The following is a 25,918-nucleotide window of genomic DNA, read 5'->3' as shown; positions in this document are numbered from 1 at the left end:
GGTGTTACATACCTCCATTTTAGTATGTTTGAATTTCGAACCCTTCATCCTCTAACCACTCTGCGTAGACGACTTGTTTCGGACCAGCGATCCCTCTTTGAAAAAGCTCCTTCTTTAACCAGGCTCCATCCTTATTTAGCTTGTCCAGACCTTCTTGTATCACTTCACCATCAAGTATTATAAAAACAGGAAATTGTACTGATGTAGGAGGCATATTCAAATCTTGTTGAGTTGGGTAGCTATATTGGGATTTCTTTAATACACTAACGGATCCATTCGTTTCTAATACTCCATATTCGACCTCTCTAATTGAAAAAACTCCTTGTGAACGAAGAAGATGGAGAAGTTGATCGAAATCAAGTTTATTTTTTTTTAACTCTGAAAATTGAATTTTGCCGTTTGCAATAATGAAGGATGGTTTACCCTCAAGTATACTTCTAGAGCCACGGAATTTTTGTGTAATCATCTCAATTGTATAAATAAGTGCTCCCCATAAAAAAACAGCGTAAATAACGTAATGTAGACCAATATCTTTATCATAAATAGCATTTCCCACTAACTCCCCAAGAACTAATGCTGAGATAAAATCGAAAGGTGTTAATTGTGTAATTTGATTTTTGCCAAGAATTTTCGTAAGGACGAGCAAAGCAAAAAAACCAACAAAAAGCTCAACTGTTAGAGAAAGAAAGTTTGTATTCACGTAACTCCTCCTTTTCCCTCGCTTATAATTAGTTTGAACGAGAGAGAAGAGATTTATGTGAGTGAGTTTAGCTTGCTAATCATTTGATCAAAATAGATGACAAGTTTTTTTGAATCGAAGTGAAGCTGTCCGAGTTCCGTATTAAGGTCATTATTCTTACCTTGAAAAATCGTTTTTATTTGCCCTGAATCTGTCAACCAATATTTTTCCACATAAGAACGATAAGACGCCCAATATTGATGAATAATTAAAGCTGCTTCACCAGAAAATAGATGACTAAGCTCAACTTCTGATAAACCATGAGTCATAGGTAATTGCTCAATATATCGAGGGTGTAACTGTTCTTGTTGCTTACCAACAGCTTCTCGTAAGCGATATAGCATAATCAAAACATGAGTACGCCTTTCTTCTTGTACGCTTTTTTGTATTTCTGACTGAACTAATGAAATTGGTACTTTTAAATCTGTTATTTCGTTAAGTAATAGCTGAATCTTCTTTTTTACATGCTTATACGTAATAAATATAGTTATAAGGACAATACTTGTGCAAATTAACATAACCGTAATGGGATTGAAGAACATTAGATACGCTCCTTCTAAAAAGTAAAATTTTTCCTCTAATAGTTTGTTGGTTATTTTATCAAAATATAATTGTACTAACGACTAAGGAGGTTATGAAGATGACGGTTGGTTCAAAAATGAAACAAACCATTGCCGGATTAAAAAGTGCTCAAGCGAGCTTAGAAACGTTTGCACTTGAAACGGAAAATCAACAAGCAAAGCAATTGTATCAACAAATGGCCCAAAACACACAAAGTGTTATTGATGGCTTAACACCAAGAATGCAGCAAATCGAACAAGAAGAGCCTCAATACAAAAGTTAGCTTAAAGCAGGAGGTTGCTCTACGTGAGAACCTCCTTTCATTATATAGAAAGATTCTTTGCCATACATAATGAATTGTAAGGAGAGAAGGTTATGAAAAAGATCATATTGGTTTTATTAGTATGTTGCTTTTATTTGATAGGATGTGAAATGAATCCGAACGAAGAAATAAAATCACTGCAATTAAAGGACGTCATAGTAGAGCAGAACATGGCAAATACAGCGAAAGAAATTGTCTTATCAATGGATGAAGTTATCGAAGTGAAAGGGGTTTCGCAGGGGAATAACGTATATATAACGCCTCATGTAAAACCACTGGACCGTTTTTTTCTAAAGGAAATAAGGAAAAAGTCACATGATGCTATCAAAAAGAGATATCCAGATGCGACTGTACATGTTTCAACAGATGAGAAAATCTTTATTGAGGTTGGAAAGCTCGAACAGCAATTGAAGCAACGTTCAATTAGTGAAGAACGATTGTCAAAACGCTTAAAAGAATTAGATGAAATGATGAAAGGATAGGAGGGTAGTAAAATGTCTCAAAATAAGAAGAAAAATATCTCGCCAAAACAAGATCAATATCAACAGCTAGCACAGAAACATGAGAAAAAAAGACCTGTTATAAAAAACTGTATAAAAGCTTTTATAGTCGGGGGCTTTATTTGTGTGATCGGGCAATGTATTCAAATGTTTTATTATACTTTTTTTGACTTCACGCAACGCTCTGCAAGCGACCCGACTATTGCTACTCTCATACTACTTGCTGTATTGTTTACCGGCTTTGGTGTATATGATCGATTTGCTCAATTTGCCGGCGCAGGGACGGCTGTTCCTGTAACCGGTTTTGCTAACTCGGTTGCCTCAGCTGCCATTGAACATCGAACAGAAGGTTATGTGCTTGGAGTAGGAGGTAATATATTCAAGCTAGCTGGCTCAGTCATTGTATTTGGAACTGTTGCCGCGTTCGTTATTGCATTAATTAAAACCGTTTTCATCCAATGGGGAGGACTGTAAATGCTACAAGGACATCAATCTTGGTCATTTGAACAGAAACCTGTCATTATATCAACCGCAACAGTAGGTGGGCCATTTGAAGCAAATGGAGCAATAGCAGATGATTTTGATATTCTTCATAGTGATTTATGGCTAGGACAGGAATCGTATGAAAAAGCACAAAAAGTTTTATTAGAAGAATCAATTGTTCGCTCCTTGGAAAAGGCTTCTTTGCAGAAAGAAGATGTTCAATTTATGATCACTGGTGATTTAATTAATCAAATGACGCCATCGAGCTTTGCGAGTCGAACATTGACTATCCCTTATGTTGGATTGTTTGGCGCATGTTCAACATCGATGGAGGGGCTTGCACTAGGTGCGCTTCTAGTTAATTCAAAAAGTGCAAACCGGATAGTGACAGCCGCTTCAAGTCATAACGCTGCTACAGAAAAGCAGTTCCGTTATCCAACAGAATATGGTGGGCAGAAGCCTCCTACGGCGCAATGGACGGTGACAGCATCTGGAGCAGCGGTCGTCGCCCATTCAGGTGAAGGACCTGTCGTAACGTCAGCAACGATGGGGAAAGTCGTTGACATGGGACTATCAGATCCTTTTAATATGGGTGCTGCAATGGCCCCAGCAGCTGCGGATACTATTGCTGCTCACTTTCGAGATTTGAATTTACCAGACGATTATTATGATCTCATTGTCACTGGTGATTTAGGGGAAATTGGCTTACCCATTGCGAAGGAACTGTTAAGTGAAAAGCAATTATTTATCAAGGATGATACGTTTCAAGATTGTGGTCTCATGATTTATCGGGAGGGACAACCGATTTTAGCAGGAGCAAGTGGGCCAGGTTGTTCGGCAGCAGTCGTCTATGGTCATCTACTAAAAACTATGCGCGAAGGTCAGGTAAAACGATTATTAGTTGTTGCTACAGGAGCCTTGTTATCACCTTTATCTTACCAACAAAATGAAACGATACCGTGTATTGCTCATGCCGTTTCAATAGAAGTAGGAGGTGGAGGTGAATGACCTTTTTATTTGCGTTTATTGTCGGTGGTCTCATTTGTGTCATTGGTCAGCTTTTAATGGATATAGGTAAATTAACACCTGCTCATACAATGAGTGCGCTAGTTGTAAGCGGTGCGATATTGGATGGTCTCGGATTATATGAGCCTTTAATTGATTTCGCGGGGGCAGGTGCAACTGTACCTATTACAAGCTTCGGTAATTCGCTAGTCCATGGTGCAATGGCTGAAGCAGAACGTAGTGGGATAATCGGTGTGTTGACCGGGATTTTTGAAGTCACAAGTGCAGGTATTTCAGCGGCCATTATATTTGGCTTTTTAGCATCATTGATCTTTAAATCGAAAGGGTAGGTGATTACGTAATGACGGTAGCTTCAAAAGTAGAAAGCGCGTTAGTATCGTTAAAAGCCATTGAAGCAAGCTTACTTTCTCTTTCATTAAAAACGAAGGAGCAGGAAGCGAGCGAGGCATTCAGACAAGCAGCTCTCAAGACAAGGTCAGTTGTAGATGAAGTTCAAAAAAGAAAACAAGAAATTGAATTTCAAGAACCGCAATATGAACCACAATAAGTATAAGTTTAAGGATGTGATGAAATGCCAGGATGGTTAGAAGTTATACTACGAAGTGCGATCGGTTTTATTATCGTAATAACAATAGGGAGGTTGTTTGTACGAAAACCGATCGGTGAAGCTTCAATAATTGAATTTAGTTTCATTTTAATCATTTCACTCATCGTAGCTATGGGTTCGTTTCATCTGTCAATTCCATTTGGTTGGGCTCTCATTTCATTAGTCGTCTGGTGTGTAGGGATGATTAGTATTTCTTATCTAAGTGAAGTGAGTAAGAAAGTTCGAACGCTGTTCTATGGGAAAGGAGTTCCCATTGTTAAAGATGGAAAGATTCTTGAAGATAATATGAAGAAGCAACACATAAATACAGATGAGTTGTTACGCAAATTACGATCGAAAAATGTATTTCAATTTACAGATGTAGAATTTGCGGTTCTTGAAGGGAATGGTGAATTAAATGTTCTGTTGAAAAAAGATACTCAACCTTTAACCGCAAAAATATTAAATCAAAACGTTCCGGCTATTAAAGAGCCCGAGACAGTCATAATGGATGGAGAAATTTTAGATGAACCATTAGCGACAAGGGGATTAAGTAGAAAATGGCTACAAACGGAACTAGAGAAAATGAATGCATTAGTTGAGAATGTCGTTTTAGCTCAAATCGATGAATATGGTCAATTAACCATTGATTTATTTGATGATCAGCTGACAGTTCCCAAGCCAACAGAGCTTCCATTGCTTGAAGCAAGTATAAAACAGGTTCAAGCTGATTTGGAATTGTTTTCACTGGATACAGAACAGCCTCAAGTAAAAAAACAGTATCGATGGTGTGCAGAACAAATGCATGCTGTATATCAAATGGTTTCACCTTATACGAAATAATATCTTTACACATAAGGGTTAAGAGGTTGTTTCGTTGTGTAGGATAATTGGGTGTCCCCTGAACGTGTCATTGTGCAAAGAAAAATATCTTCAATACGATGAATCCCTTTATCAATAAGCTGTTGGCGAAGGGATTCTTCTGTTGTATTTAAGTGAGTAATCACTTCTTTCATAAAACGTCCATCTACAATAACGGGATAAGCAATTGTGTCTATTGGATTAGCTAGATTGAATTCTTCTCTAGTAGGAGTCACTTTATTTGCTTTTTTTTGCACACTAAGCGAACCGTTTGCTTCGATAATGGCTGAATAAACGTCCTCAATATTAAAAATATCCTTTCCACGCAATAGCTGTAAAATGTTATCAACTGAATATTGAACATTTTCTAGATTTGCTTTAATTAATTTTCCATCACGAATGACTTCAATTGGATGAAATGTAATCCACTTAGCAAATGATCTCCTTTTAATTAATAAGGTTGAAACAACTTTTTGAAAAAGAGCAATGACAACAATTGCAAAAGCTGTGTAAGTATGCTGAATGCTCGGATCAGCAATATCAGCTCCTGTAACTGAAGCAAGTGTCATCATAATAAGAAAATCAAATACGGGCATTTGACCAATCGCACGCCTTCCCATATACAATGTCAGCATTAAAAGAAGTGGTAAAATCGTCATGATTCTTCCGAATATTTGAAACAACTCTTCCATCGTTCAACCCCCCATTTTTATATTTTCTCTATAATAAGTAAAATTATGAGCTTGAATATAATAGAAGTGTTTATTTTGAATCAGGATCAGAATTTATCAGTATATCCTATTATAAAAAGATTGAATGAAAAGATGTTTAAAAGGTTAGTTAAAGAGGATGTAGACGGATTCTCGGATGGCGTGGCACCATGCGTTACAACGATTTGGGCACGACGCAATTAAGAAAAAATCGCTACCGCAGTTTTTATTATCATATTTTTGTCACCATTGCATAGAATGGGCTAATAAGAGAATGACAGGACAAGTTTAGTTGAATCCTATTAGTCAAGGATGGGGATGGAGAGATGGGAAGAAGAATTATATGTATGAGCATTGCTATAATCATGATTTTTTCTGCACAATCACAAATTACACAGGCAAACAATCGCCATGTTTCTGCTCAAGCTGCTATATTAATGGAACAAGAATCAGGAAGAGTGTTATATGAAAAGAATGCTCATGATCAACTAAGAATTGCTAGTATAACCAAGATTATGACAGCTTTATTAGCCATTGAGTCAGGAAAAATGAACGAAATGGTTAAAGTGAGTAATCGTGCTGAGGGAACAGAAGGATCTTCGATTTATTTAAGAGCTGGAGAAGAAATGGCACTTGAAGATTTAGTATATGGATTAATGTTAAGAAGTGGGAATGATGCAGCGATAGCTATTGCTGAGCATGTCGGTGGCAGCTTAGAGGGATTTGTCTATTTAATGAATGAGAAAGCAAAGCAAATTGGTATGTACAATACGCTGTTTCAAAACCCTCATGGTTTAGATGATCATGAAGACCACTTTTCCACTGCCTATGATATGGCTCTTTTAACACAATATGCGATGCAATTTGAACAATATCGAACGATTGCTTCTACCAAAAGTCATCGAGTTGACGGTGAACAAATACGCGTTTGGAAAAATAAAAATCGTTTATTAACAGAGCTGTATCCTCATTCAACTGGAGGAAAAACAGGATTTACAAAACGCGCTAAAAGAACTCTTGTTTCAACAGCTGAAAAAAGTGAAAACAAATATATCGTTGTGACGTTAAATGCTCCAAGTGATTGGCATGACCATATGAACTTATTTGAATGGGTGTTTGATCAATATGAAACAGAAATGATTATTGAAAAGGGAATGATTAAAGGTATCGATCATCCTTTTTATAAAGATCGTATATATGTTTCTCATCCTTTTCTTTATCCATTAAATGAATCAGAAAAAGAATCGTTAGAAATTTCACTCACTCTTGATGAACCTCCGAAAAAAAGTGGACAGGAACAGCGATTTGATCAACAAAAAGTAGGTCATTATGATGTACTTGTCTACAATGACTTGATCGGTAGAGTTCCGATTATTTACGAAGCTCCAATTGAACAAGAAAAAGGCTTTTGGACGAATTTTAAAAATGTTTTTTCTTCTTATATTGGAGTGAAACCGTATGATTAATAAAATATGGATGTCAATGCTAGTCATTGGCGTAGTTTTTGCAGCTTTTAACGGTAGAATGTCTGAAGTGAATGAAGCCATTTTTTCAGGTGCTAAGGATGCTGTTACGATTTGTATTGGTCTCATTAGTATTCTTGTTTTTTGGTTAGGGCTCATGAGAATAGCAGAGGTTGCTGGTATGCTTCGAGGCTTGTCACGTTTAATGGAGCCATTTGTTCGTAAAATTTTTCCTGAAGTGCCTAAAGGCCATCCAGCAATGGGATACATTTTATCAAATATGTCTGCTAACCTTTTTGGTTTAGGCAATGCCGCTACTCCAATGGGAATTAAAGCGATGCAACAATTAAAGGAGCTAAATGGTAATAAAGATTCAGCAAGTCGATCCATGATTACCTTGTTAGCGATTAATACAGCTAGCATAACCTTAATTCCAACAACTGTTATATCCATTCGTATGAGTTATGATTCTGTAGCTCCAACAGAAATTGTCGGTACCACGTTAATGGCTACGATATGTTCAACATTAGGTGCCATTCTTATCGATCGATTTTTTTACTATCGTCGCTTAAGAAAGGGGCGCTGAGTCATGAATTGGATTACAGTTATTTCCATTTGGTTTATACCCATTTTAATTGCATTTGTGCTCATGTACGGAACATATAAACAGGTTCCAACTTACGAGACTTTTGTAGAAGGAGCTAAAGAAGGATTCGGAATGGCTATTTCAATAATTCCATATTTGGTCGGAATGTTAGTAGCTATTTCTGTTTTTCGTGCGTCTGGGGCAATGGATTTTATAATTGAGCTTCTAAAGCCGATGCTACAAGCTCTAGGAATTCCATCAGAGATTGTCCCTCTTGCACTGATTAGACCTATTTCTGGAACAGGTGCTTTAGGAATGACGTCTGATTTAATCGCGACGTATGGTCCTGATTCGTTTATCGGTCGCCTTGCATCGACGATGCAAGGGAGTACGGATACAACGTTTTATGTTTTAACCGTTTATTTTGGAGCCGTTGGAATTCGAAAAATGGGAGATGCTTTAAAAGTAGGTCTTTTAGCTGATTTAGTAGGTATTATAGCTGCTATAATTGTTGTAAGTTATGTGTTTGGAAGGTAGAATAGAGCTATTAGCTGATTACTTTTTGGTTATGATGAAACTAAGGTAATCAGTTTTTTTGTTTTGAGAATTTTTACGAAATTATCATACGTACACTGTTCACAATATTGCAATGTTTGATTTGCTTGAGAAATTAAAGTGGTACGAGTATGATGTTAAATGAGGTGAACATATGGAACGTCTACAAAAAGTCATTGCACAAGCAGGAATTACGTCAAGAAGAAAAGCTGAACAGTTAATTATTGAAGGAAAAGTAAGAGTAAATGGGAAAGTAGTTCGAGAGCTAGGTGTAAAAGTGATACCTAATAAAGATGAGATAGAAGTGAATGGTGTACCCATTGATCGTGAAGAACCTGTCTACTTTTTACTTTATAAGCCTAGTGGTGTGATTTCAAGTGTGAGTGACGATAAAGGTCGAAAAGTCGTAACCGACTTTATCGAAATTGAGCAACGAGTTTTTCCGATTGGTCGACTTGATTATGATACCTCGGGAATTATTTTACTAACGAATGATGGAGAATTTGCAAATCTTTTAATGCACCCGAAATATAATGTAAATAAGGTGTATGTTGCGAAGGTAAAAGGAATCCCGAGTAAAGAGGGGCTAAGGAAGCTTCAAAATGGAATTGTGTTAGAGGATGGGAAAACAGCACCTGCGAAGGTGAAAATGACCTCACTTGATAAGAGAAAGCAAACAGCTATTATTCGAATAACGATTCATGAAGGGCGTAATCGCCAAGTAAGAAGAATGCTTGAAGCAATTGGGCACCCTGTCATGAAGTTAAAAAGAGAAGAATACAGCTTTTTGAATTTAAAAGGATTAAACCCAGGTGAAGGACGAGCTTTAAAGCCAATCGAAGTGAAGCATTTAAGAGAAATAGCTGTCACGAAACCGTCATAAAACGCCTTATCACCGCTTTAAGGAAGACGTTATAATAACATAGTGTTAAGTGTTTTTTGAGAGGAGGACGAGTGAATGAAGCAAAAACGTTTAGTGATGCGAACGAGCGTTTTAGTATTGATCGGAGCAGCCCTTGCTTATACGTTTTATTCTCAATTTTTTATGGATCAAAGTTTAGCGAAAGTAGGAGAAGAGTCGATTAATTTTGCATTAACCGACCTCAATGGCGAACGAATTGAATTAAGTGAATATGAAGGGAAAGGTGTATTTCTTAATTTTTGGGGTACATTCTGTCCTCCATGTGAAAAAGAAATGCCGATTATGGAAGAGTTATACGATGAGTATAAGGAAAAAGGTGTTGAAATTATTGCCGTTAATGTAAACGAACCAGAACTGACGGTTGAGCGTTTCGCTAGTCGGTATAATTTGACGTTTCCGATTGTAATTGATAAGGGTCGTTCTGTGACAAATGCATATGGCGTCCATCCTTTACCAACTACAATTTTAATAAATGAACATGGCACTGTCGAACATGTTTTTGAAGGTGGTATGACAGAAAGCATGGTACGAGATTTTATGGAACGGATAATACCAGAAGATCAGTAAAGTATTGAGGTGTGGGGAATGAGTCAAATCAAGTGTGAATGCGGACATTTAAATCAAGAGGGGACACAAGTTTGTGAGGCTTGTGGGAATCCAATTGGTGAATACAACGAATCAACTAAGCTCCTAGATATGAAATATGAAGGAGTGGCTCGTCGCTCGCAAACATATACGACTACAATGATAGATAAAGTTTGGATGTTTTTTTCTTCTGTTAAAGTCGGGATATGGATCATTGTTATTACATTAATAGCGTCCTCATTAGGAACGATTTACCCACAAGAAATGTATATACCAGGTGGTGTAAGTCCTACAGAGCATTATGAAGCCGAGTACGGCTTTACAGGGAAGCTCTATTATGAGCTAGGGTTGCACAACCTATATGGAACATGGTGGTACATGCTTCTAGTAGCAGCGCTAGGAGTATCAATATTAATTGCGAGTATTGATCGTTTTTTTCCATTATATCGTGCATTGAAAAATCAACGTGTCTCAAAACATCGTAATTTCTTAAAACGTCAACGCCTTTACGGCTATACAGAAGTGAACCATGTTGATGAAAAGCTACAGACAATAAACAAAAAATTAAAGCAAAAGAAATATAAAATTCGAGAAGAAAACGGAAATGTACTTGCGGAAAAAAATCGTTTTGCTAGATGGGGACCATATGTCAATCATATTGGGTTAATTATCTTCTTAATTGGTTGCATGCTACGTTATTTTCCTGGAATGTATGTTGATGATCATATGTGGATTCGAGAAGGGGAAACAGCTGAAGTCCCGCATACAGATGGTCAGTTTCATGTCGAAAATGAACAATTTATTATTGAAGTTTACGACGAAGAAAATGAGTTGTACCGAGAGGCATTAAATCGAGCTGAAGGTGCAATAGCTAGTAACTATCAAACAAATGCTGTGTTATATGAACGACAAGATACGGGAATCATTGGAGATGATGCTGAATTAGTTGAGATAGAACGCTATCCAATTCGAGTAAACGAACCATTAACATTTAGTGGCTTTTCTCTTTATCAAATGGATTATAAGCTTAATGAACTTAGCTCAATGAGTTTCACACTTGAAAATAAGGAAACTGGCGAACAATTTGGTCAATTGGATGTTGACCTCTCAAGCCCTCAAGCAGTATATGATTTGGGAGAAGGGTATTATGTTGAAATTCGTGAATATTTTCAAGATTTTTATTTAAATAATAATGTTCCATCAACACGATCAAATGTTCCAAACAATCCTGTGTTTATTTTCGATATGTATACACCTGATACTCCTGAAGGAGAAGTAAGCTTTGTTGGAATTCAAACAAACCTTGAGCCTTTAGGTGAAAATGAATATAAGATGTCATTTGTCGATTTGGAAACGAATCATGTAACAGCTCTCGTTTTGAGAAAGGACTATACATTTCCGTTATTAATCATTGGTGGAGTTATTTTTATGATTGGTCTCATTCAAGGCTCCTATTGGGCACATCGTAGAATCTGGTTTCAACAAATCGATAACGAATTCATTATCGCTGGTCATACGAATAAAAATTATTTATCTTTACGCAAAGATATTGACGAAATATTAGAAGGTACAACGATTCCTTCTCCTGTCGATCAGTTGGAAAATGAAGAAGAGGAAAAAGAGATAACAAATTAGTTGAAAAATAAGCGCAAGGAGGCGGGAGTATGGTTGAATTGAGTGGTAATCTTCTTTATATTGCTTTCTTTCTCTATTTGTCAGCAACGATTTTTTTTGCGGTTTCCGTTACAGGAAGAAAGTGGCGTAATAAAGAAGGAGAAATGAGAGGAAATCGATGGGGGTTTATAGGTTTTCTCTCTTCCATTTTCGCATCGTTTTTTTCACTTGGATATTTTTTTACTCGTTGGTATATAGCGGGGCATGCACCCGTTAGTAATATGTATGAATACATGACCTTTTTTGCAATAGCAATTGGTTTAGCCTTTATTATTTTATATGCTATTTACCGTTCAAACTATTTAGGTTTATTTACAATGCCAGTTGTTATGCTTTTAATTGCTTATGCTTCTATGTTCCCTGGTGAAATTTCACCGTTAATTCCATCTCTTCAAAGTAATTGGTTAACAATACATGTTATTACTGTCGCTCTTGGACAAGGGATATTGACGATAGGGATGGCAGCTGGGCTCATATATTTATTAAGGACGATTGATTTTTCAAAAACAAATAAGCGTACACGTTCAATGGAAATTATTCTTTTCTGTGTATTAAGCTTAGTTGGATATATCGTTGCGGGCACCGCTTTTAACTTAGCTAATTATGAAGCGCAGTTTAATTATATAAATGAATTTGAAACAGAAGCAACAATGACATATACGATGCCAGCATTCATAGGGCCGAATGAAGGGGAGCTTTTGACAGAAGGTGCTTTATCTCCATTTCTTTATGTGCCCGAGAATATTCGAGCAAATGATATGAACACCGTTATTTGGTCTATCTTAGTTGGTCTAATTCTTTATTGGTTATTACGGCTTATTCTTCGTAAACGAATAAGCGCTGCTATTCAACCTTTACTAAAAGGAGTAAGTCCACAATTAATTGATGAAATAAGTTATCGAGCAATAGCAATTGGTTTTCCTGTCTTTACACTTGGAGGGTTAATATTTGCGATGATATGGGCACAGATTGCTTGGTCCCGCTTTTGGGGATGGGATCCTAAAGAGGTTTGGGCATTAATTACTTTCTTATTCTATGCTGCATATTTACATTTAAGACTTTCAAAAGGGTGGCATGGCGAGCGTTCAGCTTGGCTATGTGTCATTGGATTTGGTATCATAATGTTTAACCTTGTGTTTGTTAATTTAGTTATAGCTGGGTTGCATTCATATGCCCTATAATGGTAAGGGGTGTTCCTTTATTGGAGCACCCCTTTTGAACAGATGGAGGAGGTAGAAGTTATATGGAGCATGCTCGTTTATTAGTAGTAGATGATGAGGATCGGATAAGAAGATTATTAAAAATGTATTTAGAACGTGAAAATTATCAAGTAGAAGAGGCTGAAAATGGTGAGGAAGCCTTACAATTAGCACTTGAAAAAGACTTCGATGTCATATTATTAGATATAATGATGCCAGGAATGGACGGTATTGAAGTATGCCAAGAGCTTCGTAAATCGAAAGCAACACCTGTTATTATGTTAACAGCAAAAGGAGAAGAAGCAAACCGTGTGCAAGGCTTTGAAGTTGGAACGGATGATTATATTGTGAAGCCTTTTAGCCCGAGAGAAGTTGTCTTACGAGTAAAAGCGTTACTTCGACGTGCTTCTGCTACAAAATTTATGCAAACCGATACTCTAGCAAAAAATGTATTAGTCTTTCAAGAATTAACCATTGATCATGACGCGCATCGTGTTATGGTCGCTGATGAAGAGATTTCGTTAACACCAAAAGAATATGAATTACTTCATTATTTAGCCCAATCTCCTGATAAAGTTTTTTCGCGAGAGCAATTACTCAAGGATGTATGGAATTATGATTTTTTTGGTGATTTACGTACGGTCGATACACATATTAAACGGTTACGTGAAAAGTTAAATAAAGTATCACCGCAAGCTGCATCGATGATTGCAACTGTATGGGGAATAGGTTATAAGTTTGAGGCACAGAAAGACTAATGTTATGGCGTAGTGTAGTTGGTAAGCTTTGGCTTACAATTATTTTACTAGTTACATTTGTGTTAACGTTATTAATGGTTCTTCTTCTTCAATCATTTGAGAGAGTTCACGTAAATACGGCCGAGTCGCAATTAATGAATCATGCACAGATGATTGCTTCAATGTATGAGCGCTATGATCAAGAAGAAGCATTATACGTTATTCAAGAGTATGCTGAAACGTTTGATACAAAATTAATTTTACTTATAGAGGGAGAAAAAGTTTTAAGTACTGAAAATCATCATTCGCATTATTTAGCGTTGCATACGTTATACAATAATCATGTGTTAATGGAAGTATTTTCAGGTGAGCAAATTGTCCGTACAGAAGGTGATTTTCCTTTTGAAAGTCATGACGAACAATTATACGCCGAAATCATGATTGTTGGTGTACCGGTGCAGCCTGGTGAAATAGAAGATAGCGCTGTTTTTCTCTATCAATCTTTAGACGCAATTAATTCAGCAACAGCAGAAACGAGAAGAATTGTGTATCTATCTGGTGGTATAGCGATCATTATGACAACAGTATTTGCTTTTTTCCTATCATCAAGGGTAACAGCACCACTACGAAAAATGCGTGAAATGGCATTAGAAGTCGCAAAAGGAGAATTTGAAACGAAAATACCGATTTTGACACATGATGAAATTGGACAATTGGCAATGGCTTTTAATCGAATGGGAAGAGAATTAAATAATAATATTCACGCGTTAAATCAAGAAAAAGAACAGTTAGCACGAATATTAGGAAGTATGGCTGACGGTGTCATTACGTTAAATAAATATGGTAAGGTCGTGCTAGCGAACCCTCCAGCAGAACGTTTTATTCAATCTTGGTCTTTTGAACAAGGTCAAATTCGACCAGAAGAGAAGCTACCTGATACAATTGGAACATTATTTGAACAGGTCGTAACATTTGAAAAGGAACAAACGACGGAAATTGAAGTGCAAGGCAGAAGCTGGACTATTTTAATGACTCCGCTATATGATCAAAACGTAATAAGAGGAGCAGTTGCTGTTTTTCGTGATATGACTGAAGAACGACGGCACGATAAATTACGTAAGGATTTCATTGCAAACGTTTCACATGAATTACGTACACCAATATCGATGCTCCAAGGCTATAGTGAGGCGATTATTGATGATGTAGCTCAATCAGATGAAGAGAAAAAGGAAATGGCAAAAATCATTTATGATGAATCACTAAGAATAGGACGATTAGTGAATGAATTATTAGATTTAGCAAGAATGGAAGCGGGGCACGTCGAATTACATGCAGAACACATACCTCTTCACCCATTTGTTGAAAAGGTCGTCCGAAAATTTCAAGGTTTGGCGAAAGAACAAAACATTACACTTTCACTTGATGCAACTAAATTAGACAAAGAAGCAACCATTGATCCAGATCGTATTGAACAGGTATTAACAAACTTACTTCACAATGCAATAAGACATACAAATGAAGAAGGCCATGTGACGTTGCGTGTACGTTCATTTGATGAAGGGACAAAGTTTGATGTTCTTGATACAGGCTCTGGAATACCAGAAGAGGACCTACCGTTTGTTTTTGAGCGTTTTTATAAGGCAGATAAGGCTAGAACTCGAAGTCGCGGAGGAACGGGCTTAGGTTTAGCGATTGCTAAAAATATTGTTGAAGCTCACAATGGCCATATTTCTGTTCATAGTAAATTAAATGAAGGTACAGAATTCACATTTTTCATCCCAAATATTGCGATGTATAATGAGTAACGTGTATTGAGAGAAATTTCCTGCGCCTAATTGTTGGTTTTTACTAAAAAAAATGGCAGAAAAACCTCTTGACTAATCGTAGGAAGGAGGCTGGGACAAAAGTGTTGTCTCAGCCTCTTTTTTCTATTCCATATTTAAAATCGAATGAAGAATAGCCAACCAGCGTTCTTGCGTTTCTAAAGTTGTAAAGCCTAAATGCTCAACTAAAGAATGTAAGCCTTGAGAATCTAGGTGGTAAATACAATGTTTCATTTCTTTTTCACTCGTTGTATATTCAAGAAATTGAATCATTTCTCGTCTCATTATCACCTCTAAGATTGGCTCGAAACGGTAATGTTTTCTCTAGCTTTTTTAGCTGCGTCAACCATTTTTTTTAGTGCAGCAATTGTTTCTTCTTCGGAGCGTGTTTTCAAGCCACAATCTGGGTTAACCCAGAAACTTTCAGCTGGAAGAACTTTTAGTGCACGTTCAATGATTGATGACATTTCGGATACGTTTGGAATACGAGGACTGTGAATATCATATACACCTAAACCAATTCCTTTTGTATAGGTTGTTTTTTCAAATGCTTCAATCATTTCACCATGACTTCTAGAGGTTTCAATGGAGATCACATCTGCGTCCATTGCATCAATCGCATCAATAATTTCATTAAATTCGCTATAGCACATATGTGTATGAATTTGCGTTAGGTCATCGATATCAGATGTACAACGTCTGAATGCTTCAATGCTCCATTGAAGATAGTCTTCTTGCTTCTCTTTCTTCAATGGTAAACCTTCGCGTAATGCAGGTTCATCAACCTGAATCATCGTAATATTTGCTTCTTCTAATGCTTGTACTTCTTTAAGAAGCGCTTCTGCAATTTGAAAGCTAATTTCTTTATTAGAAATATCGTTTCGAGCAAAGGACCAGTTTAAAATGGTGACAGGTCCAGTAAGCATTCCTTTAACTGGTTTCTCTGTTAATGATTGTGCATAAACAACTTCTTTCACTGTCATTGGCTTAGTAAATTCTACATTACCGAAAATGATAGGTGGTTTTACACAACGTGAGCCATATGACTGAACCCAACCATTTTTCGAGAAAGCAAACCCCGATAACTTTTCGCCGAAAAATTCGACCATGTCATTTCGTTCGAACTCACCGTGAACGAAAACATCAAGTTCAAGATCTTCTTGAATTTGGATCCATTTCTTCATATATTCATTGATCTGTTGCTCATAGTTTTCGTTAGATAATTCTCCTTTACGCCACTTTAAACGGGTTTGGCGTACTTCTGTTGTTTGTGGGAAACTCCCGATCGTCGTAGTAGGTAGTAAAGGTAATTTCCATTTTTTATGTTGAAGCTCGGCTCTTTTACTGAAATGAGTACCTCGATTCGTTTTCAGTTCGTTTAATTTTTTTTCGGTTCTCCATGCAGATTCACCTAAATCGTAAATGCCTTTTTGGTGTTCCTTTAATTTGTCCTCATATTGATAACGTTTTGATAGGATGTCTTTTAATAATATCATTTCTTCTAGTTTCTCATCACAATAGGCAAGTGCCCCTTTTACGAGAGGATCTAGTGCATCTTCATACTTTAACGTTACTGGAACGTGCAGTAAGCTTGATGAAGGCTGAATAAGCTGCCTGGAATATGGGACTACTTCATTAATTCTTTCAAGAAGCTTAGATACTTTGTTGAGGTCACTTTTCCAAATGTTTCGACCATCAATAATTCCGACACCAAGTACTTTATCTTGAGGGAAGCCGTACGTGATTAAGGAATTTAAATTATTTTCCTTTCCATAAACAAAATCAAGGCCTATCCCTTTCACTGGTAATGAAATGAGCTCTAAATATTGATCAACACTTTCAAAATACGTTTGTACGATTAAATCAATGTCAGTTGTATTAGCTAGTTGAGTGTAAACTTGTTTAATTAGATACCAGTCCTCCTCACTTAAATCCGTTACAAATGTAGGTTCATCGATTTGGACAATTTCTGCACCTGCTTCTTTCAACTCTGATAAAACCTGTGAGTAAAGTGGGATTAATTGCGACAAAAGGTTTGAGAATTCTGACTTTTTATATCCCTTTGATAAGCTTAAGAATGTAAAAGGTCCTAAAATAACCGGCTTTCCAATTACATTTAATTCTTCTTTCGCTTCTTTAAATGCTTTCAACGGTTTGTTTTCAACGAGTGTAGGCTTTGCGTCCTGTAGCTCAGGAACAATGTAGTGGTAGTTTGTATCAAACCATTTTGTCATTTCACACGCTTGAGCGTCTCCTCCGCGTGCCATTGCATAGTAAGTAGCTAAAGAAACAGCCCCTCCGGAATATTGAAAACGATTTGGAACGATACCAAACATAGTCGCTGTATCAAGCACATGATCATAATAAGTAAAATCATTAACAGGAATATAATCAATGCCTAATTCCATTTGCTTCTTAAGATGATTTAGACGAATTTCTTTCATTTGAGTATGTAACTCATCTTCAGTAATCGAACCTTTCCAAAACGACTCTAACGTTCTTTTCCATTCGCGTTGTTCACCAATTCGTGGATAACCTAAGTTGCTTGTTTTAATTGACATTCAAACATCTCCTCCAAAATGTGTATTCATAAAACAAAAAAGGATATTATTACCTATACTAGTGTAATAATATCCTTATGACGGCATGCGTAAATAAGCTATTATAACACCTCCCTATCTCCCGTAGGTAAAAACAGTGTTGTTGAAATTGGCAGGTCTCCTGGCTCTAGAATCAACGTCACAATCACCTTCCCAGCTATATAAGCCAGTGGTTTAAGAAATTGTAACTCATCTACTACAGTGGCGGGACCGCTCCGGAATTTCACCGGATTCCCTTTTAAACTTTGAAAGTCATTGTATTCAAAGTACCGATTTCCAACATATGAAATTGTTTTATACTTTATCGTGAAGGAGGAGAAATGTCAAGAGAATTTTTATTAGGTAGAATGTAAAATAATCATGTATACTAGTGAAAACGATTAGAAAGAGGGATTGTATTGAAGTTGTATACACGAACTGGAGATGAAGGTAAAACAAGTGTTATTGGTGGGCGTGTAATGAAGAGTCATATTCGTGTTGAAGCATATGGGACAATAGATGAATTGAATGCTTTTGTTGGTCAAGCAGTAACACAATTAGAAGATGATCTATTTCGAGATATTAAGGGTGAGCTAGAGAGAATCCAACATGAACTATTTGACTGTGGTGGAGATTTAGCTGCTATTAAGAAATCAGATAAAATCCGATATAAAACAAATCAAGCAATGATTGATTATTTAGAGAAAAGGATGGATGTTTACATAGATGAAGCACCATCAATTGAAAAATTTATTTTACCAGGGGGGGCAGAAGCTGCAGCAACGTTGCATATATGTAGGACGATTGCAAGAAGAGCTGAACGCCAAGTTGTTCAATTACTAGAAACAAACGAAGATTACAATCCGTATGTTCTTAAATATTTAAATCGTTTATCAGATTATTTATTCGCTATTGCAAGAGTTGCAAATGCAAGATTAAAAATAAAGGACATCGAATATATTCGCAGTGCGGCTGTTTTTAAAAATGGGGTAAGAAAAGAAGAGAAGTAGGAATGAAAGAGAAGTTTCAAAGGGATTGCTACCTTTTGAAATTTCTCTTTCTTTTTTACGCATAATACAATTAGGGTTTTTTCATACTAACTTTAGAGCACAGTGATATGTAGGTGGTGAGACATAGTGATTAGTAGATGGATTATGAATAGAAAAAGTCAGAATAAAGAGCAGCCTTTAGCGAATATGATTAACCTATTTAAAAAGTCAGAGGATTTTGTTGAGAGCGAATACATACTTAATGGGAAATTGTTTTACATAGCTTATTACGAACCACTTATTGACAACAAAGAATTAAACGAAAATGTGCTGAAAGTATTAAAGGAAAATCATACGTATATAACATTAGAGGAAATGAAAGATGCTGTTGCTAATGCGAATTCACTCTGGATCAACCAAAGTGATGAACTGAGAGAAAAGGTTATGCATGGTTTTGTCATTATTTATGATCAACCTTTGCCTAAAAGGTGTCTAGCTATACAAGCAACTCAAGAAAATAATCGCTCAGTTGCGCCACCAGAAACTGAATTTAGTGTCTCAGGACCTCAAGAGGCGTTCATAGAATCACTTGATACAAATATTTATTTAATTCGAAAACGATTACCTCTCCCACAATTACAAATAAAAGAATTATCTATCGGAAAATTAACACAAACTCGTGTTGTGGTTATGTATATAGATGGTATTGCTGATCCTGATAATATTGAAACTGTCATACAAAGACTTCATTCAATTGAGATTGATCAGGTAATTGATGCGAATGCACTTTCACAAATGATTACTGACCAAACGATGTCTATTTTCCCACAGTTAATTCATACAGAGAGACCTGAAAGAGTTGCCGCTGTCTTAGCAGAAGGAAAAATTGCCTTTATGGCAAACGGATCTCCAGATGCCATTATTGGACCAGCGACTCTAATTGAATTTTTTTCTTCTCTAGAAGATTATTATTTACATTGGCAAATAGCTTCGTTTTTACGCCTTTTGAGGTTTGGAGCTGTACTTTTCTCTATTTTTTCTACACCGATTTATGTTGCTGTTTTAACATTTCATTATGAATTAATTCCGCGTGATTTATTGTCAACCATTATTGCATCACGTAGTAATATTCCTTTCCCACCGATTATTGAAGCTATATTTTTAGAATTAACAATTGAGTTGTTACGCGAAGCGGGTGCACGCCTACCGACAAAGGTAGGTCAAACAATCGGAATCGTTGGAGGAATTGTTATAGGACAGGCCTCTGTTGAAGCTGGTTTAACAAGTAACATTTTATTAATTATTGTTGCACTAGCCGCCCTAGCATCATTTACAACTCCTGTATATCAAATGGGGAATACAATTCGTGTTATTCGCTTTCCGATTTTGTTTATGGCTGCTTTTTTTGGTGGAGTAGGTGTTGCATTTTGCGGCTTATATGTATTAATTCATTTGATTAGACTGACATCTTTAGGGCGTCCTTACATGGAGCCGTTATTCCCTCCAAGGTTTACCGATTGGAAGGATGCATTTGTTCGTTTACCTTTTAACAGAATGTCTAAAAGACCGATATACATGCGTCCGCTTGATAGTGGTCGTTTTAATTTTAAGAGAGCAACGTCTAAAAGTGATTTTGATGAATAGGAAAGGAGGATGATTTTATGCATAAGCCAATTAAAGAGCAATACTTAGTGTCAGGCTTTTTAGCCTTCTTTCTCATTCATTCAGTTCAGGTTGGAGTGGGCATGCTGAGCTTTCAGCGAACCATTGTCAAGGAAGCAGGATATGACGGCTGGTCTTCCGTATTAATATCGGGATTAGCTGTCCACATAATTGTTGCTTGCATGTACCTTCTTTTAAAAAGGTCTAATGGAGATTTAATGAGTATTCATCAGCAAATTTTCGGGAAATGGGTAGGCAATATTTTAAGTTCTATTGCAATGATTTATTTTATTGGAGTAAGTGTTACGGTTTTACGTTCTTATATTGAAGTTGTTCAAGTGTGGATGTTTTCAGATTTACCAACGTGGGGAATTACAATTGTTTCTGTGAGCTTTTTTTACTACGTTGTTTCCGGAGGATTTCGAACAGTTGTTGGGTTAGCCTTTATAGGTGTCATTATACCAGCTCTTTTGTTTCCTGTGCTCTTATTACCATTGGAGTATGCTCAGTTCATTAACATGCTACCGATCTTAAAACATTCGATCTTAGATCTTTTATTAGGGGCAAAGGAGGCAACGTTAAGCTTCTTAGGTGTGGAACTACTTTTGCTTTTTTACCCCTTTTTAAAAAAGAAAGAAGATACACAGAAATGGTCGCAGCTGGCTGTTTTCACTACAACTACTATTTATTTATTAATCATGCTTGTTAGCCTATCTTTTTTTAGTGAAGAGCAGCTAAACAAAACGATATGGGCTACGCTGACGTTATTTAAAGTTGTGCAACTCCCTTTTTTAGAAAGGTTTGAATATATCGGAATCTCGATGTGGATGTTTTTAATTGCTCCTAATATCGGATTATTACTATGGGCGGCTACACGATGTGCAAAGGTTGTCTTTAAAATGAGTCAAAGAAAAGCTTTAATTATAGCTGTTGTATTAGTTGGTATTGCCTGTATTATGCTACCTTCAAGGCAAGAAATAAAGATATTTAATGAAATGATTGGAAATATTGGATTCTATTTTGTGTATGTCTATATCCCAATATTAGTCATATTGCAAACGTTAGTAGTGAAAATAAGGAGGAATAAACATGGGCAAAGTACTTCGGTTTAGTTACTTAGTCCTGTTTTTAATAGTTCTAAGCGCTTGTTTAGAAACGAGTATAGTTGATGAAGTTGCATTAATTCGCATTGTTTCAATTGATAAAGCTGATGAAGATGACTTCATAAAAGTTACCGTTAATTTCCCTACTTTTCTAGAACAAGGGGAAGAAAGTCTATTACAGCAAGGATCTATTTCAGCGAATGGACAAACAACAAAAGGAACGAAAATTCTATTGAATCGGCGCTCTCAAAAGCCAATACGATTTGGACAAACGCGCGTCATGCTTTTTGGTGATGAACTTGCAAAGGAAGGTGTTGAAATCTATTTAGATGCGATGTATCGAGACCCTTCAGTTGGGAATCGAATGCTAATTGGTATTGTAAAGGGAAATAGCGCTGGAAAAATGTTAGAAACAGAGCTCGGCGTAGGTGAATTAGCAGGCGTCTTCATTCCGGATCTCATTCAGCAAAATATGGATTTAAATACAATACCGTCAACGAATATGCATGAATTTCTTTTTAGTATGTATAACGATGGTCGAGATCCATTTGCTCCAATGTTAAAGCTTCAAGGAAGCAATGTTCGCATAATAGGAACCGCTTTGTTTTCAGGTCAATATTACCATTCTGAGATTGGATTAGATGAATCTTTTATTTTAAAGACGATTACATCAGTAACAAAACAAGCGATCAAACAATTCGAGGTGAAAGATGAAGAAGAGCAACCTGTTTATATTGTTATAGAAAAATTAAATAGCCATTTAAATAAGCAAGTAGACAAGTCTGGAGAAAGTCCTTTATTTCGATTTAATATACAAATCGATGGTGAAATACAAGATCATAGTGGAGATTTTAATTTCGACGAACCAGAAACCGTTGATAATTATGAAAAGAAAATAGAAGATAAACTAAAGCTACAAACACTTGATATGCTTGAACGTTTTCGTGATCAAGGAATTGATCCAGTGGGAATCGGTGAATTGTATAGAAGTACAACAAGAGATTGGAACCCTACAATGTGGGAAGAAGAGATATATTCTACAGCAAATTTTGAGGTGAACGTTTCGATTAACATTGTTCAATCAGGTGCTATTGAATAAAAAGCATAAAATCGGTCAAGCCTTCATATGATAGTACAGTCATTGTCAAAGAATGGTACAAGTATGGAGGAGGATACGATGATGGATTTAATAAAAAGATTATGTATTGTGTTAGGGATTATGGCCTTTTTGGGCGTGTTGTTTTTCAGTACTTCATATACATTTGCTGCTGAGGATCGAGGTGTTCCTTATGAGTGGGAGGAAGCCTTTATTTGGCCGACAGTTGGCGAATTAACAGACACATTCGGAACGAGAGGGGGATCTCATTATGGAATTGATATTGCAGCAGAGGAAGGTACTCCAGTTGTTTCTGTTGCAGACGGTGTTGTTTCTCGGTCTTATTATTCTGATACATATGGAAATGTGATATTTATTAATCATGATAATCAAATGGAAACGGTTTATGCTCACTTACACGAACGATTAGTTAAAGAAGAACAATATGTGGAAGAAGGTCAATTAATTGGAACGGTCGGTACGACAGGTCGTTCATCAGGTAACCATTTACACTTTGAAGTCCATCAAGAAAGCTGGAATGTACATAAATCAGAAGCGATAGATCCTTTATTTGTGCTGTCTCAAAAGCCTAGTCATATGTATGCTTCATTAGAAGCTGAAAGAAATGATGCCATATCTGCTGCTGCAAGAAATGAGGAAGTCTCATCAAATGTTGTGGGCAAGATTACTGTCACGAAAGGGGACACGTTATGGAGTTTAGCGCAGCGTTATGGTGTGTCTGTAGAACTAATTAAGGAATGGAATCATCTTAAGGATGAAACGATTTATATTAATCAACAGCTAATGATTTATGAGGTGAGCACCGTGCATAATGTACAAAAAGGAGAGACTTTAACAGCTATCGCCAATCAATATGAGCGTTCTGTTGATGATGTAATGGAATTAAATAAATTAGACTCTGATCAAATTTTAATCGGTCAAATGCTATATATCGAAAGAGAATAGAGTGTGATCTGTTCATCTATACACCCCCATAGCAAAATAATATATGTTAAAATAGTGTAGTAGTAAGAAGTGAGTAAGCGGGGTATAGAAATGACTGTAGAGACGGAATTGTTAAGATGGTTAAATGAGCAAACGGATATTCATAGTCATAATGTTGTGTTTTTAGATGGTTTTCTATTTATGTTAAAAAAAATCAGGAAACACGGTCACATACGAATGAAAAATAAGCAAGAAATACACCCAAGATTTTGGAGAAGCTATGACCGGGCTTTTAATTTTAATTTAATTAATTCACGAAGTAAAAAAGAGTTAGCTCACTTATATAAATTTTATTTTCACGTAGCCTATCATGAACAGTTTGTTATTGTAAGGTATCATACCATCCAACTATCCGATAAAGGGAACGATTTTTTACAAAGAAATAGGGATGAACAATTAGGCTTGTTATTCTCTTACATATGGTAATAAAAAAGAAAATGACGGGATACGCCATTTTCTTTTATCTATCAATTTATTAACATTCAATTGTATCTGCAAAATGAATTTCTTCAATTTGAAGTAAGTCATCAATGACTTGTTGTTCCACCAATTTATCAACTGCAACCATCATGACAGCTTCTCCGCCTTCTTCCTTTCGGCCTACTTGCATGGTTGCGATATTCACATTATGTTTTGCTAATAATTGCCCCATACGCCCAATTACACCGGGACGATCATTATGGTGAATATAAATTAAATGACCTTCAGGTATGAAATCAACGTTAAATCCATTAATGTTCACGATCCGTGGACCATATTCTTTAATGAACGTTCCTTTTAATTCAAATGTTCTTTCTTCACCACGAACAACTGCATGAATGATATTGGCATAGCCATATGTTTGGCTCATTGTTTTCTCACCAAATGTAATTCCACGCTCTTTCGCAATGAGGCTAGCATTAACATCATTCACACCTGCATCTACACGTGGTTGCAGGAAGCCAGCCATTAAACTACGGGTAATAATAGATGTTTCTAGATCAGTAACCGAACCACCGTATAATACATCTATTTCTTGTACAGGTGTACGCATTACTTGTGAAAGAATATTACCCATTTTTTTAGAAAGATCATAAAATGGCTTCACTTTACTATAAACTTCTTTTGAAAGAGTAGGTAAGTTGATCGAATTGCTAACAGGCTCACCTTGTAAAAATCGTAAAACTTCTTCTGATACTTGTGCAGCTACATTTAATTGAGCTTCCAAAGTAGATGCTGCAATATGTGGAGTTGCAATGACACGTGGGTATGACATTAATTCTTGATCAACTACAGGTTCTTCCTCAAATACATCTAGAGCAACGCCAGCTACATGTCCATTTTCTAAGTAATGCTTTAGTGCCTGTTCATCAATAATACCACCGCGAGCACAGTTAATTAAGAAGACACCACGCTTGGTTTTGGCGATATTCTCCATACCTAGAAGGCCTTTTGTTTCCTTTGTTAATGGAGTGTGAACGGTAATAATATCTGATTGTGATAGTACTTCTTCTAACGCTGCTGTTTGAACGCCAACTTTTTCTGCACGTTCTTTCGTTAAGAATGGATCAAAAACAAGTAATGACATTTCAAACGCTTTTGCCCGTTGTGCAAGTTGTGTACCAATACGTCCAAAACCAACAATCCCTAATGTTTTGCCACGTAATTCGAATCCTTGAAATGCTTTACGATTCCATTCGCCAGCTTTGATGGAAGCATATGCTTGAGGAATATTACGCATTAATGACATAATCATTGCAAAAGTATGCTCAGCAGTTGAAATAGTGTTCCCATCTGGAGCGTTAATGACAACGACACCATGCTTAGTAGCAGCATCTAAATCAATATTATCAACCCCAACACCAGCACGAGCTACAATTTTTAAATTAGGCATTTTGGCTAATAACTCTGCATCAACAGTAGTCGCACTTCGCACAAGCAATGCATCAAATAGAGTTAAATCCTCCACATCGTTTACATTTTTCTCAATACAACGAACGGTGTCACTTTCTAATAATGGTAACAGACCTTCTTTACTCATGCTGTCAGATACTAGAATTTGATAAATCGTTTCTTCATTTTTGTTAGTTTTATTGCTCATACTCTACACTCCTCATTCGTTCTTTTTTTATACAAAAAAGCCTTGATGGGCCTTTTTAGTAAAATGAAAGCG

28 protein-coding genes and 1 riboswitch are annotated in these 25,918 nt (G+C 36.4%); of the genes, 22 read left to right on the top strand and 6 right to left on the bottom strand.

The genetic code is table 11. The features are described from left to right. Positions 1-19: 19 nt before the first annotated feature. Both ACERJO_RS02400 and ACERJO_RS02395 read right to left on the bottom strand, forming a co-directional pair. Positions 20-700, bottom strand: coding sequence for a DUF421 domain-containing protein (locus ACERJO_RS02400; protein WP_247105684.1), 681 nt, complete (start codon positions 698-700; stop codon positions 20-22). A gap of 53 nt (positions 701-753) precedes the next feature. Continuing rightward, a complete protein-coding gene (locus ACERJO_RS02395; protein ID WP_373646443.1) occupies positions 754-1,281 on the bottom strand; it encodes a hypothetical protein in 528 nt (175 codons plus the stop codon). Positions 1,282-1,379: 98 nt separating this feature from the next. On the opposite strand from ACERJO_RS02395, the gene ACERJO_RS02390 reads away from it, so the two are divergent. The 7 genes from ACERJO_RS02390 to ACERJO_RS02360 all read left to right on the top strand — a co-directional run bounded on the left by ACERJO_RS02390 (position 1,380) and on the right by ACERJO_RS02360 (position 5,060). Beyond that, positions 1,380-1,583, top strand: a complete 204-nt coding sequence (locus ACERJO_RS02390; RefSeq protein WP_035340047.1) for a DUF1657 domain-containing protein — start codon at positions 1,380-1,382, stop codon at positions 1,581-1,583. Positions 1,584-1,675: 92 nt separating this feature from the next. After that, positions 1,676-2,104: a hypothetical protein gene (locus tag ACERJO_RS02385; protein WP_373646442.1), complete on the top strand. Its 429-nt coding sequence runs from the start codon at positions 1,676-1,678 to the stop codon at positions 2,102-2,104. 12 nt (positions 2,105-2,116) lie between these two features. Continuing rightward, on the top strand, positions 2,117-2,596 hold the full coding sequence (gene spoVAC, locus ACERJO_RS02380) for a stage V sporulation protein AC (protein ID WP_373646441.1): 480 nt from the start codon (positions 2,117-2,119) through the stop codon (positions 2,594-2,596). Then, positions 2,597-3,613 (top strand): stage V sporulation protein AD, encoded by a 1,017-nt coding sequence (gene spoVAD, locus ACERJO_RS02375; protein ID WP_247105680.1) that lies wholly within the window; start codon positions 2,597-2,599, stop codon positions 3,611-3,613. Beyond that, positions 3,610-3,960 (top strand): stage V sporulation protein AE, encoded by a 351-nt coding sequence (spoVAE, locus tag ACERJO_RS02370; RefSeq protein ID WP_373646440.1) that lies wholly within the window; start codon positions 3,610-3,612, stop codon positions 3,958-3,960. The genes spoVAD and spoVAE overlap by 4 nt, the downstream gene beginning before the upstream one ends. An 11-nt stretch (positions 3,961-3,971) precedes the next feature. After that, complete coding sequence (locus ACERJO_RS02365; RefSeq protein ID WP_247105678.1) at positions 3,972-4,178, top strand: DUF1657 domain-containing protein; 207 nt, start codon at positions 3,972-3,974, stop codon at positions 4,176-4,178. A 24-nt stretch (positions 4,179-4,202) separates the two neighbouring features. Then, positions 4,203-5,060 (top strand): DUF421 domain-containing protein, encoded by an 858-nt coding sequence (locus ACERJO_RS02360; RefSeq protein ID WP_373646439.1) that lies wholly within the window; start codon positions 4,203-4,205, stop codon positions 5,058-5,060. Between the two features lie 5 nt (positions 5,061-5,065). Here ACERJO_RS02360 and ACERJO_RS02355 read toward each other — a convergent pair whose 3' ends face one another. Continuing rightward, positions 5,066-5,770 (bottom strand): DUF421 domain-containing protein, encoded by a 705-nt coding sequence (locus ACERJO_RS02355; RefSeq protein WP_373646438.1) that lies wholly within the window; start codon positions 5,768-5,770, stop codon positions 5,066-5,068. Between the two features lie 365 nt (positions 5,771-6,135). Here ACERJO_RS02355 and ACERJO_RS02350 point away from each other — a divergent pair, with 365 nt between their 5' ends. The 9 genes from ACERJO_RS02350 (at position 6,136) to ACERJO_RS02310 (ending at position 15,314) form a co-directional block, all read left to right on the top strand. Next, positions 6,136-7,254, top strand: coding sequence for a D-alanyl-D-alanine carboxypeptidase family protein (locus tag ACERJO_RS02350; protein ID WP_247105674.1), 1,119 nt, complete (start codon positions 6,136-6,138; stop codon positions 7,252-7,254). After that, positions 7,247-7,837 carry a nucleoside recognition domain-containing protein gene (locus ACERJO_RS02345; RefSeq protein WP_373646437.1) on the top strand — a complete coding sequence of 197 codons (591 nt, stop codon included), beginning with the start codon at positions 7,247-7,249 and terminating at the stop codon, positions 7,835-7,837. The genes ACERJO_RS02350 and ACERJO_RS02345 overlap by 8 nt, the downstream gene beginning before the upstream one ends. A 3-nt stretch (positions 7,838-7,840) precedes the next feature. After that, positions 7,841-8,374 carry a spore maturation protein gene (locus ACERJO_RS02340; RefSeq protein WP_247105672.1) on the top strand — a complete coding sequence of 178 codons (534 nt, stop codon included), beginning with the start codon at positions 7,841-7,843 and terminating at the stop codon, positions 8,372-8,374. A gap of 172 nt (positions 8,375-8,546) precedes the next feature. Then, entirely contained in the window at positions 8,547-9,275 is a 729-nt protein-coding gene (locus ACERJO_RS02335; RefSeq protein ID WP_247105671.1) for a pseudouridine synthase, read from the top strand. Positions 9,276-9,350: 75 nt separating this feature from the next. Then, positions 9,351-9,881, top strand: coding sequence for a thiol-disulfide oxidoreductase ResA (gene resA, locus ACERJO_RS02330; protein ID WP_247105670.1), 531 nt, complete (start codon positions 9,351-9,353; stop codon positions 9,879-9,881). A gap of 18 nt (positions 9,882-9,899) precedes the next feature. Next, positions 9,900-11,534, top strand: a complete 1,635-nt coding sequence (gene resB, locus ACERJO_RS02325; RefSeq protein WP_373646436.1) for a cytochrome c biogenesis protein ResB — start codon at positions 9,900-9,902, stop codon at positions 11,532-11,534. Between the two features lie 29 nt (positions 11,535-11,563). Continuing rightward, the gene (gene ccsB / locus ACERJO_RS02320; protein ID WP_373646435.1) at positions 11,564-12,754 is read left to right on the top strand and encodes a c-type cytochrome biogenesis protein CcsB; all 1,191 of its coding nucleotides are present in this window, start codon (positions 11,564-11,566) and stop codon (positions 12,752-12,754) included. A 62-nt stretch (positions 12,755-12,816) separates the two neighbouring features. Further along, positions 12,817-13,530, top strand: coding sequence for a response regulator transcription factor (locus tag ACERJO_RS02315; protein WP_247105667.1), 714 nt, complete (start codon positions 12,817-12,819; stop codon positions 13,528-13,530). Next, positions 13,530-15,314, top strand: coding sequence for an ATP-binding protein (locus ACERJO_RS02310; protein WP_373646434.1), 1,785 nt, complete (start codon positions 13,530-13,532; stop codon positions 15,312-15,314). The genes ACERJO_RS02315 and ACERJO_RS02310 overlap by 1 nt, the downstream gene beginning before the upstream one ends. Positions 15,315-15,437: 123 nt before the next feature. Here ACERJO_RS02310 and ACERJO_RS02305 read toward each other — a convergent pair whose 3' ends face one another. Beyond that, on the bottom strand, positions 15,438-15,617 hold the full coding sequence (locus tag ACERJO_RS02305) for a hypothetical protein (RefSeq protein ID WP_247105665.1): 180 nt from the start codon (positions 15,615-15,617) through the stop codon (positions 15,438-15,440). A gap of 8 nt (positions 15,618-15,625) precedes the next feature. Beyond that, positions 15,626-17,893 (bottom strand): 5-methyltetrahydropteroyltriglutamate--homocysteine S-methyltransferase, encoded by a 2,268-nt coding sequence (gene metE, locus ACERJO_RS02300; protein ID WP_373646433.1) that lies wholly within the window; start codon positions 17,891-17,893, stop codon positions 15,626-15,628. Between the two features lie 133 nt (positions 17,894-18,026). Next, positions 18,027-18,221, bottom strand: a riboswitch (cobalamin riboswitch). A gap of 109 nt (positions 18,222-18,330) precedes the next feature. Here metE and ACERJO_RS02295 point away from each other — a divergent pair. From ACERJO_RS02295 to ACERJO_RS02270, 6 genes are all read left to right on the top strand, one after another. Then, entirely contained in the window at positions 18,331-18,921 is a 591-nt protein-coding gene (locus ACERJO_RS02295) for a cob(I)yrinic acid a,c-diamide adenosyltransferase (RefSeq protein ID WP_247105663.1), read from the top strand. Positions 18,922-19,047: 126 nt separating this feature from the next. Then, positions 19,048-20,544 (top strand): spore germination protein, encoded by a 1,497-nt coding sequence (locus ACERJO_RS02290; RefSeq protein ID WP_373646432.1) that lies wholly within the window; start codon positions 19,048-19,050, stop codon positions 20,542-20,544. A 17-nt stretch (positions 20,545-20,561) separates the two neighbouring features. Next, complete coding sequence (locus ACERJO_RS02285) at positions 20,562-21,674, top strand: GerAB/ArcD/ProY family transporter (protein ID WP_247105661.1); 1,113 nt, start codon at positions 20,562-20,564, stop codon at positions 21,672-21,674. Further along, complete coding sequence (locus ACERJO_RS02280) at positions 21,652-22,764, top strand: Ger(x)C family spore germination protein (protein WP_247105660.1); 1,113 nt, start codon at positions 21,652-21,654, stop codon at positions 22,762-22,764. Before ACERJO_RS02285 ends, ACERJO_RS02280 begins: the two co-directional genes overlap by 23 nt. 81 nt (positions 22,765-22,845) lie before the next feature. Then, positions 22,846-23,727, top strand: a complete 882-nt coding sequence (locus tag ACERJO_RS02275; protein ID WP_373646431.1) for a peptidoglycan DD-metalloendopeptidase family protein — start codon at positions 22,846-22,848, stop codon at positions 23,725-23,727. A gap of 90 nt (positions 23,728-23,817) precedes the next feature. After that, complete coding sequence (locus ACERJO_RS02270) at positions 23,818-24,192, top strand: hypothetical protein (protein WP_373646430.1); 375 nt, start codon at positions 23,818-23,820, stop codon at positions 24,190-24,192. Positions 24,193-24,241: 49 nt separating this feature from the next. Here the strand turns inward: ACERJO_RS02270 and serA are convergent, their stop codons facing one another. Beyond that, the gene (serA, locus tag ACERJO_RS02265) at positions 24,242-25,846 is read right to left on the bottom strand and encodes a phosphoglycerate dehydrogenase (RefSeq protein ID WP_247105657.1); all 1,605 of its coding nucleotides are present in this window, start codon (positions 25,844-25,846) and stop codon (positions 24,242-24,244) included. Positions 25,847-25,918: the final 72 nt, after the last annotated feature.

The organism is Halalkalibacter sp. AB-rgal2 (assembly GCF_041821005.1).
Taxonomy (GTDB): domain Bacteria; phylum Bacillota; class Bacilli; order Bacillales; family Bacillaceae_D; genus Halalkalibacter.
Note: the sequence above shows the minus strand (reverse complement) of the source record. Positions and strands in the feature narration are given on the sequence as shown.

Coding starts and splice junctions, on each gene's coding strand:
- ACERJO_RS02395 (WP_373646443.1), bottom strand. CDS start 1,281: ATGTTCTTCAATCCCATTACGGTTATGTTAATTTGCACAAGTATTGTC.
- ACERJO_RS02390 (WP_035340047.1), top strand. CDS start 1,380: ATGACGGTTGGTTCAAAAATGAAACAAACCATTGCCGGATTAAAAAGT.
- ACERJO_RS02385 (WP_373646442.1), top strand. CDS start 1,676: ATGAAAAAGATCATATTGGTTTTATTAGTATGTTGCTTTTATTTGATA.
- spoVAC (WP_373646441.1), top strand. CDS start 2,117: ATGTCTCAAAATAAGAAGAAAAATATCTCGCCAAAACAAGATCAATAT.
- spoVAD (WP_247105680.1), top strand. CDS start 2,597: ATGCTACAAGGACATCAATCTTGGTCATTTGAACAGAAACCTGTCATT.
- spoVAE (WP_373646440.1), top strand. CDS start 3,610: ATGACCTTTTTATTTGCGTTTATTGTCGGTGGTCTCATTTGTGTCATT.
- ACERJO_RS02365 (WP_247105678.1), top strand. CDS start 3,972: ATGACGGTAGCTTCAAAAGTAGAAAGCGCGTTAGTATCGTTAAAAGCC.
- ACERJO_RS02360 (WP_373646439.1), top strand. CDS start 4,203: ATGCCAGGATGGTTAGAAGTTATACTACGAAGTGCGATCGGTTTTATT.
- ACERJO_RS02355 (WP_373646438.1), bottom strand. CDS start 5,770: ATGGAAGAGTTGTTTCAAATATTCGGAAGAATCATGACGATTTTACCA.
- ACERJO_RS02350 (WP_247105674.1), top strand. CDS start 6,136: ATGAGCATTGCTATAATCATGATTTTTTCTGCACAATCACAAATTACA.
- ACERJO_RS02345 (WP_373646437.1), top strand. CDS start 7,247: ATGATTAATAAAATATGGATGTCAATGCTAGTCATTGGCGTAGTTTTT.
- ACERJO_RS02340 (WP_247105672.1), top strand. CDS start 7,841: ATGAATTGGATTACAGTTATTTCCATTTGGTTTATACCCATTTTAATT.
- ACERJO_RS02335 (WP_247105671.1), top strand. CDS start 8,547: ATGGAACGTCTACAAAAAGTCATTGCACAAGCAGGAATTACGTCAAGA.
- resA (WP_247105670.1), top strand. CDS start 9,351: ATGAAGCAAAAACGTTTAGTGATGCGAACGAGCGTTTTAGTATTGATC.
- resB (WP_373646436.1), top strand. CDS start 9,900: ATGAGTCAAATCAAGTGTGAATGCGGACATTTAAATCAAGAGGGGACA.
- ccsB (WP_373646435.1), top strand. CDS start 11,564: ATGGTTGAATTGAGTGGTAATCTTCTTTATATTGCTTTCTTTCTCTAT.
- ACERJO_RS02315 (WP_247105667.1), top strand. CDS start 12,817: ATGGAGCATGCTCGTTTATTAGTAGTAGATGATGAGGATCGGATAAGA.
- ACERJO_RS02310 (WP_373646434.1), top strand. CDS start 13,530: ATGTTATGGCGTAGTGTAGTTGGTAAGCTTTGGCTTACAATTATTTTA.
- ACERJO_RS02305 (WP_247105665.1), bottom strand. CDS start 15,617: ATGAGACGAGAAATGATTCAATTTCTTGAATATACAACGAGTGAAAAA.
- metE (WP_373646433.1), bottom strand. CDS start 17,893: ATGTCAATTAAAACAAGCAACTTAGGTTATCCACGAATTGGTGAACAA.
- ACERJO_RS02285 (WP_247105661.1), top strand. CDS start 20,562: ATGCATAAGCCAATTAAAGAGCAATACTTAGTGTCAGGCTTTTTAGCC.
- ACERJO_RS02280 (WP_247105660.1), top strand. CDS start 21,652: ATGGGCAAAGTACTTCGGTTTAGTTACTTAGTCCTGTTTTTAATAGTT.
- ACERJO_RS02275 (WP_373646431.1), top strand. CDS start 22,846: ATGGATTTAATAAAAAGATTATGTATTGTGTTAGGGATTATGGCCTTT.
- ACERJO_RS02270 (WP_373646430.1), top strand. CDS start 23,818: ATGACTGTAGAGACGGAATTGTTAAGATGGTTAAATGAGCAAACGGAT.
- serA (WP_247105657.1), bottom strand. CDS start 25,846: ATGAGCAATAAAACTAACAAAAATGAAGAAACGATTTATCAAATTCTA.